Source organism: Vibrio methylphosphonaticus (assembly GCF_023634655.1).
In the GTDB taxonomy this organism is placed as follows: domain Bacteria; phylum Pseudomonadota; class Gammaproteobacteria; order Enterobacterales; family Vibrionaceae; genus Vibrio; species Vibrio methylphosphonaticus.
Window position 1 is genome coordinate 314,346 of sequence record NZ_JAMKMS010000001.1, and the last position, 19,424, is coordinate 333,769.

Below are 19,424 nucleotides of genomic sequence, written 5' to 3' on the forward strand. Positions count from 1 at the left end.
TTCAACCTAGGCTGATTTTACGACATTACGCTTTCGCAGCGTTAACCTGTGCGTGCAGTTCTTGAACTGACGTCACTGATGTCTTTGCATCCGCAGTGTGAGCCATACACGTTGCAAACGCTGCATTTAGCGTAGTCGTGTAGTTCACTTTCTCAGCCAAAGCGCCGCGACGAAGAACTTTCGAATCTTCAATCGCTTGACGACCAGCGGCGGTGTTCACAATGTAGGTGTACTCATTGTTCTTGATACGGTCAAGAATGTGAGGACGACCTTCGTGCACTTTGTTCACTAGGCGTGGGTTGATACCCGCTTCGCCTAGAATGACTGCCGTACCATGAGTCGCATCCAACTGGTAACCAAGCTTAGTCAACTTAGAAGCTAGGTCAACAACACGCTCTTTGTCGCCTTCGCGAACAGAAAGAAGTGCACGACCGCCTTCTGGGTAGATGTTGCCACAACCCAATTCAGCTTTAGAGTATGCTTCTGCGAACGTCGCACCAACACCCATAACTTCACCAGTAGAGCGCATTTCTGGACCTAACAGTGGGTCAACACCAGGGAACTTGTTGAATGGAAGTACCACTTCTTTCACTGAGTAGTAAGGTGGGATGATTTCTTTCGTAAAGCCTTGAGACTCTAGAGATTGACCCGCCATTACACGAGCGGCAATCTTAGCGATTGGCGCGCCAGTTGCTTTAGATACGAATGGAACCGTACGTGCTGCACGAGGGTTAACCTCGATTAGGTACACTTCATTGTTCTTAACAGCAAACTGTGTGTTCATTAGACCACGAACACCCAACTCGAACGCTAGCTTTTCAACTTGCTCGCGCATTACGTCTTGGATTTCTTGGCTTAACGTGTATGCAGGAAGAGAACATGCTGAGTCACCTGAGTGAACACCCGCTTGCTCGATGTGCTCCATGATACCGCCGATGACCACGCGCTCACCGTCACAAATCGCATCTACGTCTACTTCAATAGCGTCATCTAGGAAGCTATCAAGTAGCACTGGAGATTCGTTTGATACGCTTACTGCTTCGTTGAAGTAGCGACGTAGGTCTTGCTCGTCGTATACGATTTCCATCGCACGACCACCAAGTACGTAAGAAGGACGTACAACCAGTGGGAAGCCGATTTCGCGAGATTTCTCTACCGCTTGCTCCATTGTTGTTACTGTTGCGTTTTCTGGCTGAAGTAGGCCTAGACGGTCTACAGCAACTTGGAAACGCTCACGGTCTTCTGCACGGTCGATTGCATCTGGGCTAGTACCGATGATTGGTACGCCTGCTGCTTCAAGAGCACGAGCCAGTTTAAGTGGCGTTTGACCACCGTACTGAACGATAACGCCTTTTGGCTTCTCAACACGAGCGATTGCTAGTACGTCTTCCAGAGTGACTGGTTCGAAGTACAGACGGTCAGACGTATCGTAGTCTGTAGAAACTGTCTCAGGGTTACAGTTAACCATGATAGTCTCAAAGCCATCTTCACGTAGCGCTAGTGATGCATGTACACAACAGTAGTCAAATTCAATACCTTGGCCGATACGGTTTGGACCGCCGCCTAGAATCATGATTTTTTCTTTGTCTGTTGGGTTTGCTTCACACTCGTCATCGTAAGATGAGTACATGTAAGCCGTATCTGAAGAGAATTCAGCCGCACACGTATCTACACGCTTGTATACCGGGTGGATATCGTATTGGTCACGTAGACGACGGATTTCGCTTTCTGCTACACCTAGAATCTTAGACAGGCGCGCATCAGCAAAACCTTTACGCTTAAGCTTGTTTAGCTCGTCTTTGTTCAGACCAGCAAAGCCTTTCGCTTTAAGTTCTTGCTCTAGCTTAACGATGTCTTCGATTTGAACTAGGAACCAACGGTCGATTTGCGTTAGGTTGAATACACCATCTACCGACATACCAGCACGGAATGCGTCAGCGATGTACCAAATACGCTCTGCGCCCGCTTCTTTAAGTTCGTGACGGATAGTCGTTAGAGCATCTGGTGCGTCTAGGTCTACCATTTCGTCAAAACCAGTCGCGCCAACTTCTAGGCCGCGAAGTGCTTTTTGTAGAGATTCTTGTTGGTTACGGCCGATAGCCATCACTTCACCAACAGACTTCATTTGCGTCGTTAGACGGTCGTTAGCACCTGCAAATTTCTCGAAGTTAAAACGAGGAATCTTAGTGACTACGTAGTCGATTGTTGGCTCGAATGATGCTGGCGTTGCGCCGCCAGTGATGTCATTCATTAGCTCGTCTAGCGTGAAGCCAACAGCCAGTTTCGCTGCAATCTTAGCGATTGGGAAACCCGTTGCTTTAGAAGCTAGTGCTGAAGAGCGAGATACACGTGGGTTCATCTCGATGATAACCATACGGCCATCTTTCGGGTTGATACCAAACTGTACGTTTGAACCACCTGTTTCAACGCCAATCTCGCGCAGTACTGCTAGAGATGCGTTACGCATTAGTTGGTATTCTTTGTCTGTCAGCGTTTGTGCTGGAGCCACGGTGATTGAGTCACCCGTGTGAATACCCATTGGGTCGAAGTTTTCAATCGCACATACGATGATGCAGTTGTCGTTTTTGTCACGAACCACTTCCATCTCGTACTCTTTCCAACCGATAAGTGATTCATCGATTAGAAGTTCGTTTGTTGGAGATAAGTCCAAACCACGACGACAGATTTCTTCAAATTCTTCTTTGTTGTAAGCGATACCGCCACCAGTACCACCCATCGTGAACGATGGACGAATGATACAAGGGAAGCCAACCAACTCTTGAACTTTGTAAGCTTCTTCCATCGTTTTCGCGGTATCAGCAGTTGGACACTCAAGGCCAATGGCTTTCATTGCTTTATCGAAGCGTGAACGGTCTTCTGCTTTATCGATAGCGTCAGCCGTTGCACCAATCATTTCAACACCGAACTCTTCAAGAACGCCGTGCTTTTCTAGGTCTAGAGCACAGTTCAATGCAGTTTGGCCACCCATAGTAGGTAGAACTGCATCAGGCTTCTCTTTAGCGATGATGTTACGCACAACTTCCCATTGGATAGGCTCGATGTAAGTTGCATCGGCCATATCTGGGTCGGTCATGATTGTCGCTGGGTTCGAGTTTACGAGAATAACTCGGTAACCTTCTTCGCGAAGCGCTTTACAAGCTTGAGCACCAGAGTAATCGAACTCACATGCTTGGCCGATAACGATCGGGCCAGCACCTAGAATAAGAATACTTTTAATGTCAGTACGTTTTGGCATTGTCTACTACTCCGAATTACGCTGTGTGCTGTTTGATTAGTTCAATAAAGTGGTCGAATAACGGCGCTGCGTCTTCTGGACCTGGGCTCGCTTCAGGGTGACCTTGGAAGCTAAATGCTGGTTTGTCTGTACGGTGAATACCTTGTAGAGAACCATCAAATAGTGATTTGTGCGTTGCACGTAGTGTCTCTGGAAGGGTTTCTTCGTCAGCAGCAAAGCCGTGGTTTTGCGAAGTAATCATCACAACATCACGATCTAAATCTTTAACCGGGTGGTTTGCACCGTGGTGACCAAACTTCATCTTCACTGTCTTAGCGCCTGACGCAAGAGCAAGAATCTGGTGACCTAGACAGATACCAAAGATTGGTAAGCCTTTTTCTAGGAACACTTTTGTCGCTTCAATTGCGTAAGTACATGGTTCTGGGTCACCAGGGCCATTTGAAAGAAAAACACCGTCTGGGTTCAGAGCGAGCACTTCTTCTGCAGAAGTCTCAGCAGGAACAACCGTTAGGCGGCAGCCGCGGTCAACAAGCATTCGTAGGATGTTTCGTTTTGCACCGAAGTCATAAGCAACAACGTGGTATGGCAATTCTGAGTCTGCTTTCGCTTCAGGAAGTCCACCCGTAAGCGTCCACGAACCTTGTTTCCATTGATACGCTTCTTTTGTTGTAACTTCTTTCGCAAGGTCCATACCTTTCAGGCCAGGGAATTCTTTTGCTTTCGCTAGCGCAAGAGCTTCATCAATATTGTGACCCGCAACAACACAACCGTTTTGAGCGCCCTTTTCACGTAGGATACGCGTCAACTTACGGGTATCAATGTCTGCAATACCAACGATATTTTGCGATTTAAGATAATCAGAAAGAGATTGTTCATTACGGAAGTTAGAAGCGATAAGAGGAAGATCGCGAATCACAAGGCCTTGAGCGTGGATTGAAGAAGATTCTTCATCTTCGGAATTGGTTCCGGTATTGCCAATGTGAGGGTAAGTAAGAGTAACGATTTGCTGAGAATAGGAAGGATCAGTGAGGATTTCTTGGTACCCCGTCATCGAGGTATTAAAAACAACTTCACCAACGGACAACCCGTCTGCTCCAATGGAAATACCGTGGAACACAGTCCCATCTTCTAGGACTAACAGTGCTGGTTTACTCAAGATAACCTCCAGAATAAAGATGCAAAAAATATAAATAAAATATCAATGCTGACACCCTACATACGGCTAAAAAGCACCATGAGGTAGTACAGACAAATTGGCGGTATTCTAATTAGCACTGTGACGAGTGTCAACAACAAGATAAAAAATAAGCTAACTTTTATTGCATCTGAGTACGTTTTTAAGCTAAAGCCTCAAAAAAACACATTTAAAGAACAAAATTCAATCGGTTAGCGAATTGCATTTATTTAACGGACCGCATTTCCCTAGCTAGGTTCTCATTACTTCACATATAGGAAAGCAAACGTTAGCCAAGCAAGGTTAACTTACAAAAACAACGCAAAAACAAGACAAACTCAATAAGACGGTCATTATTACCATTAAAAATCATTAATTACGGCTAAAATTCACTCATTGCTCTTTTTTGTCGTTCAACATACCTGCACGTAGTACTAAGCTTGGATTTAAGCATAACTATGTAGCTTAGCTCACTCGAACACCGTCTTTTTGAAACAAAAAAAAAGCACTTCATTATGAAGTGCTTTTTCATTTAAATTTGGTCTAATCCTAAAACTTCGGTCATGGTATAAAACCCGGCAGGTTTATCATCTAACCAAACCGCCGCTCTCACAGCACCATTAGCAAAGGTCATCCTATCGGTCGCCTTATGCGTGATCTCAACTCGCTCACCGATATCAGCAAACATTGCAGTATGCTCACCAATAATGTCACCCGCTCGAATTGTAGCAAAGCCAATTTCATCTCGGCTACGCTCGCCGGTGATCCCTTCACGCGCATAAACAGCAACATCATTTAATTCGTTGCCCATCGCGCCGGCAATCGCTTCGCCCATACCAATAGCCGTACCAGAAGGGGCATCGACTTTGTGGCGGTGGTGCGCTTCTACTATCTCTACATCACAGTAGTCACCCATCACTTTCGCCGCCTTTTCAAGCAACTTAAAAACGAGGTTTACCCCTACGCTATAGTTTGGTGCCATCACTAAAGGCACCACTTTCGCAGCTTCATCGATTTGCAGTTTCTCTTCATCTGAGAACCCAGTCGTACCGATAATCATTTTTTTTCCATGCTGCTGGCACAACGCAAGATTTGCCAAAGTACTTTTCGGCGCAGTAAAGTCGATAATGACATCAAACTGATCGATAGACTTCACTAAATCATCGACTAACGCGACATCAAAGCGCCCTTCACCGCACAACTCACCGACATCAACGCCAACCAGCGATGATTCAGGTCTTTCTGAACCAGCCCCCACTGTCGCCGATTCATTATGAAACGTTGCTTTTACTAAGTTGCGACCCATTCGGCCCGCTGCTCCTGCAATCGCAATTCTAACCATTGCGTCATTCTCCGTTGATTATTTGCTACCAATGTAACGTAAAGTATTTCTAGCCGCTATAGGCTAAGTCAGGTTAGCGGTATTTTTCGATGACTTTATTTAATATTGGTACGTTTGCTTCTGGGAAAGCATAATCGGCAAGATCAGCAATATTGACCCAAACACCTTGCTGCCCTTCCTTACCGTAAGGCTGGCGCTCAAAAGCGGTCACTTCAAAAAAATCGAACGCCAAAGATTTATCGGTATAATCATGAAGTAAATGCTCAAATAACGTAAGAGCCGTCACTTCTATATCTATCTCTTCATATAACTCACGCGTTAACGCATCTTCTGCCGTCTCATTCGCTTCAACTTTACCCCCTGGAAATTCCCAAAGCCCACCTTGATGCGCTTTGTCAGGACGCTTAGTAATGTAGATCTTTGATTTGTCGTCATTAAATATAATAGCAGCGACAATATGTACCCGTTTCATTGTCAATTTTCCTTAAAAAAAAGAGCCGCGAAAGCGGCTCTTTTTAATCACATCATTAGTTAATCAATTTTACCATGACATTGCTTGTACTTTTTACCTGACCCACAAGGACAAGGTTCATTACGGCCAACTTTACGCTCTTCACGAACAACAGGCTGATGAGCATCATCGCCCGCTTCTTCACTGTGATCGGCAAGTTGGTTTTCAGCAGTAGCATGTTGAGGTTGAGCACGACGTGCTGCCTCTTCAGCTTGCGCTTGACGCTGTGCTTCCATTCGTTCAACTTCTTCTTGCTGCTGAACTCGAACTTTAGACAAAATGGTAACCACATCCAGCTTCAAGGATTCGAGTAACTGTTCAAACAACTCGAATGATTCGCGCTTATATTCTTGCTTCGGATTCTTTTGCGCATAGCCACGTAAGTGGATACCTTGACGTAAATGATCCATGGCAGCCAAGTGCTCTTTCCACAATGTATCGAGCGTTTGCAGCATGACTGATTTTTCGAAATTGCGCAGTACAGAAGCTCCAACGGTTTCTTCTTTTTGGTTATAAACGGTAACGGCTGTTTCTAGAATCTTCTCTCGAAGAGCTTCTTCATACAGCTTGTCATCTTCTTCTAGCCATGTAGTAAGAGGAAGATCTAAGTCGAAATCGTTTTTCAGGCGCTCTTGAAGACCTTTCACGTCCCACATATCTTCCAGAGACTGCGGGGCAATATATTCATCAATGACCGACGCAAATACATCTGCACGGTTATGCTCAAGCATGTCACGAATATCTTCTGCGGTCATAAGCTCGTCACGCAGCTCATAAACAACCTTACGTTGATCGTTGGCAACATCATCAAATTCGAGTAGTTGCTTACGAATGTCGAAGTTACGACCCTCAACTTTACGTTGCGCTTTTTCTATAGAGCGAGACAGCATCTTACTTTCAATTGCTTCGCCTTCATCCATACCGCTTTGAATTAATCCAGCCATACGATCAGAAGTGAAGATGCGCAGTAGCTGATCTTCCATTGATAGATAGAAACGCGAAGAACCAGCATCGCCCTGACGACCAGAACGACCACGTAATTGGTTATCAATACGACGTGATTCGTGACGCTCAGTACCAATAATGTGCAAGCCACCTGACTCCAGCACTTTATCGTGCACCACTCGCCAGTCTGCTCTGATCGCATCAATTTGTTCTTGCGTTGCATTGCCTAGCGCTTCAACTTGCGCCTGCCAGCTACCACCTAGCACGATATCCGTACCACGACCCGCCATGTTAGTTGCGATAGTTACCGCGCCTGGCGTCCCCGCTTCAGCTACAATCTCGGCTTCTTTTTCATGGAATTTCGCGTTCAGTACGTTGTGTTTTACATTTGCTTCTTTCAACGCATTAGAAAGCAGTTCCGATTTTTCAATCGACACCGTACCGACAAGGATCGGTTGACCATTTGCCGCGCGCACTTTGATATCTTCAATGATAGCATTGAATTTTTCTACTTCAGTACGATAAACCACATCTGGCATGTCATCACGAACCATTGGCTTATTGGTTGGGATAACCACGGTTTCCAATCCATAGATAGACTGGAATTCAAATGCTTCTGTATCAGCGGTACCTGTCATGCCAGACAGTTTGTCATACAAACGGAAGAAGTTTTGGAACGTGATCGAAGCTAGCGTTTGGTTTTCATTCTGAATCTTAACGCCTTCTTTGGCTTCCACTGCTTGGTGAAGACCTTCTGACCAACGACGACCTGGCATAGTACGGCCAGTGTGCTCATCGACGATAACGACCTCACCTTCTTCTGTAACGATGTAGTCGACGTTAACTTCAAACAACACATGAGCACGCAAAGCAGCATTCACGTGGTGCAGCAAACTAATGTTAGTTGGAGAATACAAGGTATCTCCTTCTTCCATCATGCCATTTTTAATCAGTAGTTCTTCAACGAACTCCTGACCAGTCTCGGTTAAATGTACCTGTTTTGATTTCTCATCAACAGTATAGTGACCGTCGCCGCGGTACTCTTCTGAGTCTTCCTGCTCTTGCACCTGAAGGTGTGGGATTAACGTGTTGATACGAGTATAAAGCTCTGAGCTATCTTCTGCTGGACCTGAAATGATAAGCGGCGTACGCGCTTCATCAATCAAGATCGAATCCACTTCATCGACAACTGCAAAGAAACGAGCGCGCTGTACACGGTCTTCTTCACGGAACGCCATATTGTCACGTAGATAATCAAAACCAAATTCGTTATTTGTTCCGTACAAAATGTCCGCTTGATAGGCTTCTTTTTTCTCTTGCGGGTGCATATTAGGAACATTGACACCAACAGTCATGCCAAGGAATTCAAACAAAGCTCGGTTTGTTTCGGCATCACGTTTTGCAAGGTAATCGTTGACGGTAACGATATGGACGCCTTTGCCTGGTAGAGCGTTTAGGTAAGCAGGAAGTGTTGCCGTCAGTGTTTTACCTTCACCGGTTCTCATTTCAGCGATTTGACCTGAGTTCAGTACCATTCCACCGATGAGCTGCACGTCAAAGTGGCGCATGCCGAATACACGCTTCGATGCTTCACGTACCGTTGCAAATGCTTCTGGCAAGATACGGTCTAGGTCTTCACCTTTATCCAATCTCTCACGGAACTCAATGGTTTTCGCTTTTAAATCTTCATCCGATAGTGACTCAAACTGAGGTTCAAAGTCGTTAATCTGTTTAACAATTTTTTTTAGTCGACGCAACGTTCTATCATTGCGACTACCAATGACCTTCGTCAGTAGCTTAGTAATCATTGTGAATTTTTTCTCTCTACCATTAGATCATACTGACCTATTAAAATTGCCTTCCGTCTCGACTAGGGTCTATTTACCTAACAGAGATAAAATCTATATAAGCTGATATTGAGTTCAAACTTAAAAATTTCAAGGCAGCCTTACCAATTAATGGCCATAGTGTAAGGAATTTTTGGCCTAACAACCAAGTAACTAGGCAAACTAACCTCAATTTGTTTGATGTATTTGGAAGTTTTTACATTTTGAGTGTTTAAAAAACAAAATTGTTGCCGAAATAACGCATGAACATACGGGTGAAACTTGTTAAAAATGCAATCTAAGCATGCAGCAATGCTATCCCACGGATCACATATAAAGCCCATATAAGCGCAACTATGTCGTTCAAAGTTTTTCAACAAAAGAGTTTAATAGAGGCAAAGATTTGCCGTTGTTAGTGATGGACAGGTAAAAGCGCTTGGTGATGCCATTTGCAGAGATAAATGGAAGAAGTGAACGCCCCAAACAAAAAAATCAGGCATAAGCCTGATTTTTCATTTAGATTCTTATTATGCTAAAACCATCGCTGGGTCAGCAAAAGCAACCGGAGAACCAACCTCTTCTTCGAATGTTGCCCACTCCCAAGCTTCTTGGTCCGCTAGAACTGCGCGCAATAATTGGTTGTTGAGACCGTGACCTGACTTATAAGCAGAGAACTCACCAACAATGGCATGTCCTGCCATATATAGATCGCCAATTGCATCCAGTACTTTATGAGTCACAAATTCATTCTCAAAACGAAGGCCTTCTTCGTTCAAGATGCGATACTCATCAAGTACGATAGCGCAGTTAAAGCTGCCGCCTAGACATAGGTTTTGCGATTGAAGATACTCAATATCACGCATAAAGCCAAAAGTACGGGCGCGTGAAATTTCTTTCACAAAACCTTGAGATGAGAAATCAAACTTTAATCGCTGCTCATCTGAATCGATAGCGGGGTGATTAAACTCAATTTCAAAATCCATACGGAAGCCGTTGTAGGGGCGAAGTTCGGCCCATTTATCTTCATCTTCAAAGCGCACTGGCTTTTTGATGCGGATAAAACGCTTCGGTGCACTCTGCACTTCGATACCAGCTTGTTGAAGTAGGTAAACAAACGGACTTGCACTGCCATCCATGATTGGGATCTCAGGCGCATCAACTTCAACAATAATGTTATCAATACCCATACCTGCTAAAGCAGCACTAAGGTGCTCAACCGTAGAGATACGAATACCTTCGTCGTTCACCAGTGCAGTACAAAGCATTGTATCACGCACTGACAATGGGTCTGCAGGGAAATCCACGGGTGGATTTACGTCTGTACGACGGTAAATAACACCAGTGTTAGCCGCAGCTGGTCGTAGAGTTAGTGTTACTTTACGGCCTGAGTGGAGGCCCACCCCCACTGTAGTCACTATTTCTTTCAGCGTACGTTGTTTGATCATCTGCAAACCTCTTAATCTACGTTACATATCACTGTTGATAATGTAAGCAATCGCGAATCCTACCAGAATTTTGAGCTATGTCAAATTCAAGCGGATTTGTTAGTCCGCTTGACGACGCAAAAATGCTGGAATATCTAAGTAGCCATTTTCCTTTTCAGGCTTTGGTACAGCGTTGTTTGCTGAACTCGCCGGCGCGCTTGCCGATGGTGCAGGTTGCTGTTTAACCTCTGGCTTCTGAGTATTTACATGCACATTTGGTGCCACTTTCTCTTCTACTTTCGCAGCTTGAGCTTGTGGTGCCGACTGTGGCTGAGCTGTTGCAACGGGTGCTTTACCACCGGCCACTAAAGTAATATCAGGTTTACGCTCATTGCCAATACCAGTAGCAACAACCGTTACTCGAATTTCATCGCTCATGTCTGGGTCAAGAGACGTACCAATAACAACCGTTGCATTGTCAGAAGCAAATGCTTTAACCGTGTTACCAACCGTTTCAAACTCGTCTAAGCGCATGTCTAGACCAGCAGTAATGTTCACAAGGACACCACGAGCACCAGCAAGATCGATGTCTTCTAGAAGTGGGCTAGAAATAGCCATTTCAGCCGCTTCTTCCGCTCGGTCTTCACCTTTAGCGACACCACTTCCCATCATTGCATGCCCCATTTCAGACATCACAGTACGAACATCGGCAAAGTCGACGTTAATCATACCAGGGCGAGTAATTAACTCGGCAATACCTTGAACCGCATTTTTAAGTACATCATTTGCACTTGCAAACGCTTCAAGTAATGTGACACCGCGACCCAGTACTTTGAGAAGTTTTTCGTTCGGGATCGTAATCAAAGAATCAACATGCTTAGAAAGCTCTTCAATTCCTTGCTCAGCAAAAGCCAAACGTTTTTTACCTTCAAAGCTAAATGGTTTGGTTACTACGGCAACAGTTAAGATGCCCAGTTCTTTCGCCACTTCAGCAATAACAGGTGCAGCACCAGTACCCGTGCCACCGCCCATACCTGCTGCGATAAACACCATATCGGCGCCAGTAATGCTTTCTTTAATTCTTTCTTTATCTTCTAGAGCTGCATCACGTCCAACTTGTGGGTTTGCACCCGCACCCAAGCCTTTTGTGATATCTCCACCAATTTGAATGACGTGGTTAATACTCGTTTTGCGAAGCGCTTGTGCGTCTGTATTTACACTGATGAAATCAACCCCTTCGATTGATTCACGCACCATGTGCTCAACAGCGTTACCACCGCCACCGCCAACTCCAACTACCTTGATTACCGCTTCGTCAGACATTTCCATCATCGGTTCAAACATTTGTTATCTCCGTTTCCCTGCAACTCAGGTTAAAACTCTTTTTGTATCCAATTACGCAATTTACCGAATAGTGTCGACACCGATTGACGTTTAGGTTCGTTATAATCATTGTCGTCATTAATCTGACTATCTCTTGCGTAATGAAGTAATCCTACAGCCGTCGAATGATACGGCTCTTTAACATAGTCCGTGAGGCCACTAACCTCAAGAGGCTTACCTACACGAACTTGGTTGCGAAAGACGCGTTCTGCACATTCAACAACCCCTTCAATTTGAGCGGCGCCACCTGTTAAGACGACCCCAGCAGCAAGATGGTGTTTTACACCACTCTCTCTCAACTTAATCTGTACATTATCAATAGTCTGATTTACCAGCCCCATTAACTCTGTATAGCGCGGTTCAATCACTTCCGCCAGCGTTTGACGCTGTAAACTACGGGAAGGACGTCCTCCCACACTAGGAACATTAACCGTGTCGTCTTTGCTCACCAACTCGCTTAATGCACAGCCATACTTCACTTTAATCTCTTCTGCATCACTTAAGGGCGTACCGAATGCAAACGCAATGTCACTCGTGACCGCATTACCTGCGTATGAAAAGACTTCTGTGTGTCTTAAAGCACCACCGGTCCAAATAGATACATCCATCGTACCCGCGCCAATATCAACGACACATACGCCCAACTCGCGTTCGTCCTCAGTAATAACCGCATTACTTGATGCCAAACCAGAAAAAACAAGCTGCTCGACTTTTAAGTCACAACGCTCTACTGCCTTAATGATATTCCGTGCCATATCATTATGGCAAGAAATCAAATGGACGCTCACTTCCATACGAACACCAGACAAGCCAAGAGGGTTTTTAATGCCTTCTTGATAGTCTATGGTAAATTCTTGAGGAATTACATGCAGAATACGTTGTTCATCACCAATTTTTATGGATTTAGCGGTATGAATCGCCCGATCCATATCATCTTGTGATACTTCTTCTTCAGAAATGGTTCCCATACCTTTTTCGATACGGCTGGCAATGTGACGACCTGAAAGAGAGATAAAGACATTAGTGATCTTACATTCGGCCATTAACTCAGCCTGATCAATAGCACGCTGCACCGACTTGACGACAGATTCAAGATCGTTCACACCACCTTTGTCCATCCCTCTAGATGGACTGGAACCTGCACCAATAATGTTCACCTGGCCATCAGGTAGAATCTCTCCTACCAAGGCCGACACGGTAGCAGTGCCTATATCAAGACCGACAATTAGATTGTCATCCATGGTCTTAGTCATCTGTACTCTCTTATTATAAAGTTTCAATTACCATTCAAGTCATTCATCAGATTGATAATTACACTGACAAAAAGGCTTAATCGCAAGACTGAATTTATGTATCAACACGTGAAATATCGATACATAATGTCAGTCACTAACTTGCTATGTTATTCGTGGTGCTACCGCTACTATTTTCCATCAATTTAGAATCAGGAAACCAACCGACAGCTGCACCTGTATCGTAGCGCAAATCAATGTAGCTCACTTGAGAAACTTTCTCACCGAGTCGTTGATATAGAAAAATAAATCGCTGTAAACGATCGTTCAGCGCATCTTTCCCTAACTCGACCCGAATTCCGTTATTTAGAATGACTTGCCAAGCGCGACGTTCGTTCAATACTAAAGATGAGATAGACAACCCTAGTGGCGACAGTTTTTTGCTACTTTCTCTATAGGCATTCAACACTTTCAGTTGTGTGCCTGCAGGCCCATAAAGTTTCACCTTTTCTTCTTCAATTAGCGAAACATCGCCATTAAAGATAACACCAGAAGCATCAAGCATTTCAAGGCCATTCCAGATAGCACTCGCTTGATACTCTGTTAAGAATACTTTAACAGTATCTGGCCATTGCTTTCTAACGGAAGCTTGAGAGACCCACTCAATATTCTCAACACTGGCTTGTAATACATTGATGTCCTGAGACATAAATGTACCAATATGGTCAAGGTGCGCAAATGCATCCTGCACGTCTTTCGCCGACACATGCGTCAGTTCACCCTGTAACACAATTTTAGACAAAGGGAGTCGTTGATCATCCCACATCCAACTTATTGTAGCGTAGAGCATAGAGCCGATAGCAATAATGACAATAAACAAAAATGCCAGACCTAAACTATTTTGCTTCAACAACGTGACAGGTTGTTTAAGCAAAGTGGCTGTTTTTTTGTATGTTGCACTGCTCGCAGAAGCTTCTGTCAAACCTATTGGTCCCTAATTAGTCTCTTCACCTTCAAGATTGCAGAGTAAGCGTCTAACCCATTGTCTATAACCTTAGGATTATACTAACGAATATCAAACTATTAAACACTGAACCACACAAATCTGATGATTTGAGCGGGAAATTCGCAAAAAATCGGCCTGGACAACTTTAATAAGTTACACCCAAGCCGTACAGCGTACTTTTATTTAATAGAATACACAATAACTAACGATCACTATTCTGCATCGTTTTGATGCTTAACTCCATCGCTTGTAACTGTTTAGCAACTTTACCTATATCACCAGCGCCTTGAGTCAGCACTAGGTCTCCATCTTGCAAGAGATTAGATAAAACAGCAGGTAAACTGTTAATTTCCGGAACAAAAACCGGATCCAACTTACCTCTCGTACGTATTGTCCGACACAGGGCTCGTCCATCTGCACCAACAATCGGAGCTTCTCCTGCAGAATACACATCCAACATGACTAATACATCAACCTGCTCTAAAACATTGGCAAAGTCTTCATACAAGTCACGAGTTCGGCTATAACGGTGAGGCTGAAACACCATAACAAGTCGCTTATCACTCCATCCATTACGTGCCGCCTTAATGGTCACATCAACCTCTGTAGGATGATGTCCATAGTCATCTACCAGCATGACATTACCATTACCGGTATCAAACTCCCCTAAGTGTTCAAAACGGCGCCCTGTACCTTCGGTACCTAACATGGCTTTGACGATCGCTTCATCAGAAATGTTATCTTCGGTCGCAACCGCAATCGCCGCAGACGCGTTCAGGGCATTATGCTCACCAGGAATATTAAGCGTAATATCTAAATTATCTCGGTCTTTTCTGACAACCGTAAACTTGCCTTGCTGCCCTTGCTGACGGTAATTTTCAATACGAACGTCGGCATCTTCAGAGAAACCGTAGGTAATGACTTGGCGACTGATACGAGGAATAAGCTCTCGCACCACAGGGTCATCGACACATACAACGGCTTGACCGTAAAATGGCAAATTATGCAAAAAATCGATGAAGGTCTGTTTCAATGTATCGAAATCGCCTCCATAGGTATCCATGTGGTCAGCTTCAATATTAGTAACAATGCTTACCATTGGTTGCAGATGAAGGAAAGACGCATCACTCTCGTCGGCTTCCGCAATCAAGATACGGCTTGAACCAAGGCGAGCATTAGTGCCAGCGCTTTTTACTAACCCGCCATTCACAAACGTCGGATCCATGCCTGCTTCAGAATAGATCTGCGTCACTAAGGCCGTGGTTGTCGTTTTACCATGGGTCCCTGCCACAGCAATGCCATGACGAAATCGCATCAGCTCCGCTAACATTTCCGCGCGCTGTACCACGGGTATGCGTAACTCTTTAGCCGCCAGCAGTTCTGGGTTATCAGCATTGATAGCCGTTGACACAACAACAACACTCGCTTGGTCGATATTGCTCGCTTGGTGACCTAGGTAAATGGTTGCGCCTTTCTGTAACAAGCGTTCGGTCACGGCATTACTTCCAAGGTCGGAGCCGGTAATTTGATACCCCTCATTGAGTAATACCTCGGCAATCCCGCTCATTCCCGCTCCGCCGATACCAACAAAGTGAATCGTTTTCACTCGTCGCATTTCCGGTACCAAAGCACGAATTTGTGCTAAATCTTGTTTGTGCTGCTGTGTCATTAAAAACGTCTCATTAATCTAATTTGTTAATTCTATAATTTCGTTGGCTACACGTGTATCTGCGTCAAGTTTAGCGGCTTTTCGAGCATTTATCGCCAAACTCACTAACTGCGCTCGATCTAAAACACGAACTTGTTCTGCCAGAGCATCCACCGTTAAGTCTGGTTGCTCAATCATATACGCAGCAGCACTATTGACTAGATGATCACCATTTAGCGCTTGTTGTCGGTCTTTATGCATAAATGGTACAAAAATAGCACCAACGCCAACCGCGGCCAGTTCCGAGACCGTTAGGGCACCTGAACGACATACGACTACATCTGCCCATTGATACGCAGCGGATACATCATCAATAAAATCACTAACGGTAGCATTCGCTACGCCACATTGTTGGTACTCACGACTCACCGACTCTTGATTGCCTTTACCTGCTTGATGACGGACCTCGTAACCGTCCCCTAAAACCTGCAATACAGGAGGAAGGGTCTTATTCAGAATCTGAGCGCCTTGGCTACCACCCATCACAAGAATGCGGATATTACCCTCTCGCTGAGCAAGGCGAGTCTCTGGTGGTTCAACATTCAATAAATCTTGTCTGACCGGATTGCCTACCACTTCTGCATCAGGAAATGCACCAGGAAAAGCTTGGAATACTTTTTGGGCAATCTTTGATAGCCAGCTATTCGTTAAGCCCGCAACACCATTTTGTTCATGCAATACGACTGGAACCCCTAAGCTCCAAGCGGCAATGCCCCCCGGACCACTAACGTATCCGCCCATACCGAGTACCGCATCGGGTTGCCAATTTTTAAGGTGGGCTCTGGCTTGCAGAATCGCACTAAATATTTGAAATGGGGCCTTGATAAGCTTCGCAATACCTTGACCACGCAACCCTTTAACCTTGATAAAATCGATTTCAATACCATGCTTTGGTACCAAATCGGCTTCCATTCGGTCCGCCGTGCCAAGCCAGCGAATATCCCAATCTTGCTCCTGAAGCCTTTTTGCAACAGCGAGGCCAGGGAAAACATGACCGCCAGTACCACCAGCCATCACCATTAATCGTTTATTTTTCTTCATTATTCACTACTTTTTCTTCTGGCTCTTTTTGCGGTTTCTTAACCTCAACACTATCCGGCAACAGGCGACATTCATGGTCAATTCTCAGTAAAATTGACACCGCCACTGACATAATAATCAAACTCGAACCACCGTAGCTAATCAGTGGTAACGTTAAGCCTTTGGTTGGTACCATACCTGCCGCAGCGCCCACATTAACAAGGGTTTGAAAAGCAAACCAGATGCCAATAGCAAAAGAGAGATAGCCACCAAAGAGTTCTTGTTTTTCAAACGCTCTTTTACCAATAAATAGTGCTTTGATCACCAAACTAAAGACTAACATCAAGACTAATACTACGCCGATATAGCCCAACTCTTCAGCCAGCACGGCAAAGACGAAATCGGTATGAGCTTCTGGTAAGTACTCCAGTTTTTGAACAGAATTACCGAGTCCTTGCCCCATCAAATTACCACGACCAAATGCCATCAGTGATTGAGTCAGCTGGTAACCACTTCCAAACGGATCTTCCCATGGATCTAAAAATGATGTCACTCGTCGTATACGGTAGGGCTCTGCTAAAATAAGACCTATTACTGCTGTCACGCCAGCCACAAGAAGCGCAATAAAGTGAGATAGTTTTGCTCCGGCAACAAACAGCATCCCAAATAACGTCACTAGCATCACGACAACAGACCCTAAATCAGGTTGCCCCAATAAGAGTACCGCCAATGTCATGAAGACCAAGATAGGTTTAATGAACCCACCAAAAAATGACTGCCGGACTTCATCTTGTTTACGAACCAAATAACCAGACATAAAAATAAATAGCGACAATTTCGCGACTTCTGCTGGTTGTAAGTTAAACAGTCCTAACGGGATCCAACGAGAAGCACCATTTACCGATTTACCCGCGACCAATACCACTACGAGCAAAAAAACAGAAATTGCCAGAAGATAAGAGCTGTATTGAAACCATTTGTTGACCGGTATTTGTAGCACCACCGAGGACACACCGATGGCTAAGCACAAAAAGATGGCGTGCCTGAACATAAAGTGGAAAGGCTGGTCGGTTAATCGAGAGCTGATGGGAAATGATGCTGACGTCACCATCACTAGGCCGATTAACATTAAACCAAGTGCTAACCAGACAAGCTGTCGGTCATAAAGCGCCTTCGGTGCTGGCAGTGATAACCAATCTGAAGTGCGTTGTCTAACTTGATGAAACATACTCGACCTGTCCGTATTAACTAACTTGTGGTGCGTAGTGCAAAGCTAATGCTGAAAAATGATCACCACGAGCCATAAAGTTGGCAAACTGATCAAAGCTTGCACATGCAGGAGAAAGCATCACCATATCGCCACCGGTAAGCTGAGGCGTAATATGAGCAATCGCGTCATCAAGCGAAGTGAATTGCTGAGCGTCCGAAGTAAGCTCGCTAAAACGCGCTTTGTCGCGGCCAAAACAACAAAGCATGACATTTAATCGAGACAACGGCTTCGCCAAAGCACTAAAATCCGCACCTTTACCATCTCCACCAACAAGAAGATAAAGCTTACCCTCTAATGTTAATCCCGATAACGCGGCTAAGGTACTCGCGACATTTGTCGCTTTGGAGTCGTTGACCCAAGTTACGCCTTTATCCTTTACCACTACTTGGCAGCGATGGCTCAAGCCAGCATAGAGCATCAATGTGTCCATAGCGCGACGATAATCAATGCCCGCAAGCTTGAGTAACGCACAAGCCACAAGCGCATTCGACCAGTTATGTTTTCCGACAAGACTCAAGCGTGCTGTATCGATGATCGACTCACCATGATCCATTAACCATGTCGAGCCTTGTGCCTTTAACATACCAAAGGCTTGATTATCAAAACCAAATGTCTCTATCAGGCAAGCGCTACCTAACTCGTCTGGGTATGTTTCTGGCTCTGCACGATTGACCAGGGCGTATTCAGCATTCATGAAAATACGGCGCTTTGCTTGCGCGTAATCGCTCATACCTTGATATCTGTCCATATGGTCTTCTGACAGATTTAAAAATGCTGCGACCGTTACCTTTAAACTCTCCGTTGTTTCCAGTTGGAAACTCGATAACTCTAAAACATAGAGATCGGCATCCATAGCAAGCAAATCTAAAGCAGGCACGCCAATATTGCCGCCAACACCAACCGACAGTCCCGCCGCTTTAGCCAGCGCGCCCGTCAGATCGGTCACCGTGCTTTTACCGTTAGAGCCGGTAATGGCGATGACCGGTTTGGTATTTGCCCAGGCAAACAGCTCAATATCCCCCACCACAGGAACGCCAAGCTGCCTTGCCACAACAATTTCAGGCGTCGCCAAAGCTATACCAGGATTACAAACCACAAGATCAGCCTCATTTAACCATTGCTGGTTAAAGCTTCCACAATGCAGCTCAATTCCGTCTGCGAGCGCATCTGCTCCTGGAGCTTGAGACCGAGAATCCATGACTCGAATATTAATCGGGTGCGGCAGTTTCTTTAGGTGGTTAACGACTGAGAGCCCGGTAATACCGAGCCCTACAACAACAACATTGTGAATATTTTGCCAACGTTCCATGCTTACTTTTCCTAACGC

Annotated in this window: 13 protein-coding genes; all 13 read right to left on the reverse strand. The window is 45.0% G+C overall.

Annotation, left to right across the window (positions count from 1 at the left end):
- Positions 1 to 25: 25 nt before the first annotated feature.
- Positions 26 to 3,256 carry a carbamoyl-phosphate synthase large subunit gene (gene carB, locus M9196_RS01375; protein WP_250615739.1) on the reverse strand — a complete coding sequence of 1,077 codons (3,231 nt, stop codon included), beginning with the start codon at positions 3,254 to 3,256 and terminating at the stop codon, positions 26 to 28.
- Positions 3,257 to 3,272: 16 nt separating this feature from the next.
- A complete protein-coding gene (gene carA, locus M9196_RS01380; RefSeq protein WP_250615740.1) occupies positions 3,273 to 4,412 on the reverse strand; it encodes a glutamine-hydrolyzing carbamoyl-phosphate synthase small subunit in 1,140 nt (379 codons plus the stop codon).
- 550 nt (positions 4,413 to 4,962) lie between these two features.
- Positions 4,963 to 5,772, reverse strand: coding sequence for a 4-hydroxy-tetrahydrodipicolinate reductase (gene dapB, locus M9196_RS01385; RefSeq protein ID WP_250615741.1), 810 nt, complete (start codon positions 5,770 to 5,772; stop codon positions 4,963 to 4,965).
- 73 nt (positions 5,773 to 5,845) lie between these two features.
- The gene (mutT, locus tag M9196_RS01390) at positions 5,846 to 6,244 is read right to left on the reverse strand and encodes an 8-oxo-dGTP diphosphatase MutT (RefSeq protein WP_250615742.1); all 399 of its coding nucleotides are present in this window, start codon (positions 6,242 to 6,244) and stop codon (positions 5,846 to 5,848) included.
- Between the two features lie 59 nt (positions 6,245 to 6,303).
- Entirely contained in the window at positions 6,304 to 9,036 is a 2,733-nt protein-coding gene (gene secA, locus M9196_RS01395; RefSeq protein WP_250615743.1) for a preprotein translocase subunit SecA, read from the reverse strand.
- Positions 9,037 to 9,581: 545 nt separating this feature from the next.
- Entirely contained in the window at positions 9,582 to 10,499 is a 918-nt protein-coding gene (gene lpxC / locus M9196_RS01400) for a UDP-3-O-acyl-N-acetylglucosamine deacetylase (protein ID WP_250615744.1), read from the reverse strand.
- A 99-nt stretch (positions 10,500 to 10,598) separates the two neighbouring features.
- Positions 10,599 to 11,822, reverse strand: coding sequence for a cell division protein FtsZ (gene ftsZ, locus M9196_RS01405; protein WP_250615745.1), 1,224 nt, complete (start codon positions 11,820 to 11,822; stop codon positions 10,599 to 10,601).
- Positions 11,823 to 11,851: 29 nt separating this feature from the next.
- Positions 11,852 to 13,114 carry a cell division protein FtsA gene (gene ftsA, locus M9196_RS01410; RefSeq protein WP_250615746.1) on the reverse strand — a complete coding sequence of 421 codons (1,263 nt, stop codon included), beginning with the start codon at positions 13,112 to 13,114 and terminating at the stop codon, positions 11,852 to 11,854.
- A gap of 136 nt (positions 13,115 to 13,250) precedes the next feature.
- Positions 13,251 to 14,027 carry a cell division protein FtsQ/DivIB gene (locus M9196_RS01415; RefSeq protein WP_250615924.1) on the reverse strand — a complete coding sequence of 259 codons (777 nt, stop codon included), beginning with the start codon at positions 14,025 to 14,027 and terminating at the stop codon, positions 13,251 to 13,253.
- A gap of 274 nt (positions 14,028 to 14,301) precedes the next feature.
- Positions 14,302 to 15,768, reverse strand: a complete 1,467-nt coding sequence (murC, locus tag M9196_RS01420; RefSeq protein ID WP_250615747.1) for a UDP-N-acetylmuramate--L-alanine ligase — start codon at positions 15,766 to 15,768, stop codon at positions 14,302 to 14,304.
- Positions 15,769 to 15,786: 18 nt separating this feature from the next.
- The gene (gene murG, locus M9196_RS01425) at positions 15,787 to 16,848 is read right to left on the reverse strand and encodes an undecaprenyldiphospho-muramoylpentapeptide beta-N-acetylglucosaminyltransferase (RefSeq protein WP_250615748.1); all 1,062 of its coding nucleotides are present in this window, start codon (positions 16,846 to 16,848) and stop codon (positions 15,787 to 15,789) included.
- On the reverse strand, positions 16,835 to 18,055 hold the full coding sequence (gene ftsW, locus M9196_RS01430) for a cell division protein FtsW (RefSeq protein WP_250615749.1): 1,221 nt from the start codon (positions 18,053 to 18,055) through the stop codon (positions 16,835 to 16,837). Before ftsW ends, murG begins: the two co-directional genes overlap by 14 nt.
- Before the next feature lie 16 nt (positions 18,056 to 18,071).
- Positions 18,072 to 19,406 (reverse strand): UDP-N-acetylmuramoyl-L-alanine--D-glutamate ligase, encoded by a 1,335-nt coding sequence (gene murD / locus M9196_RS01435; protein ID WP_250615750.1) that lies wholly within the window; start codon positions 19,404 to 19,406, stop codon positions 18,072 to 18,074.
- Between the last annotated feature and the right edge of the window lie 18 nt (positions 19,407 to 19,424).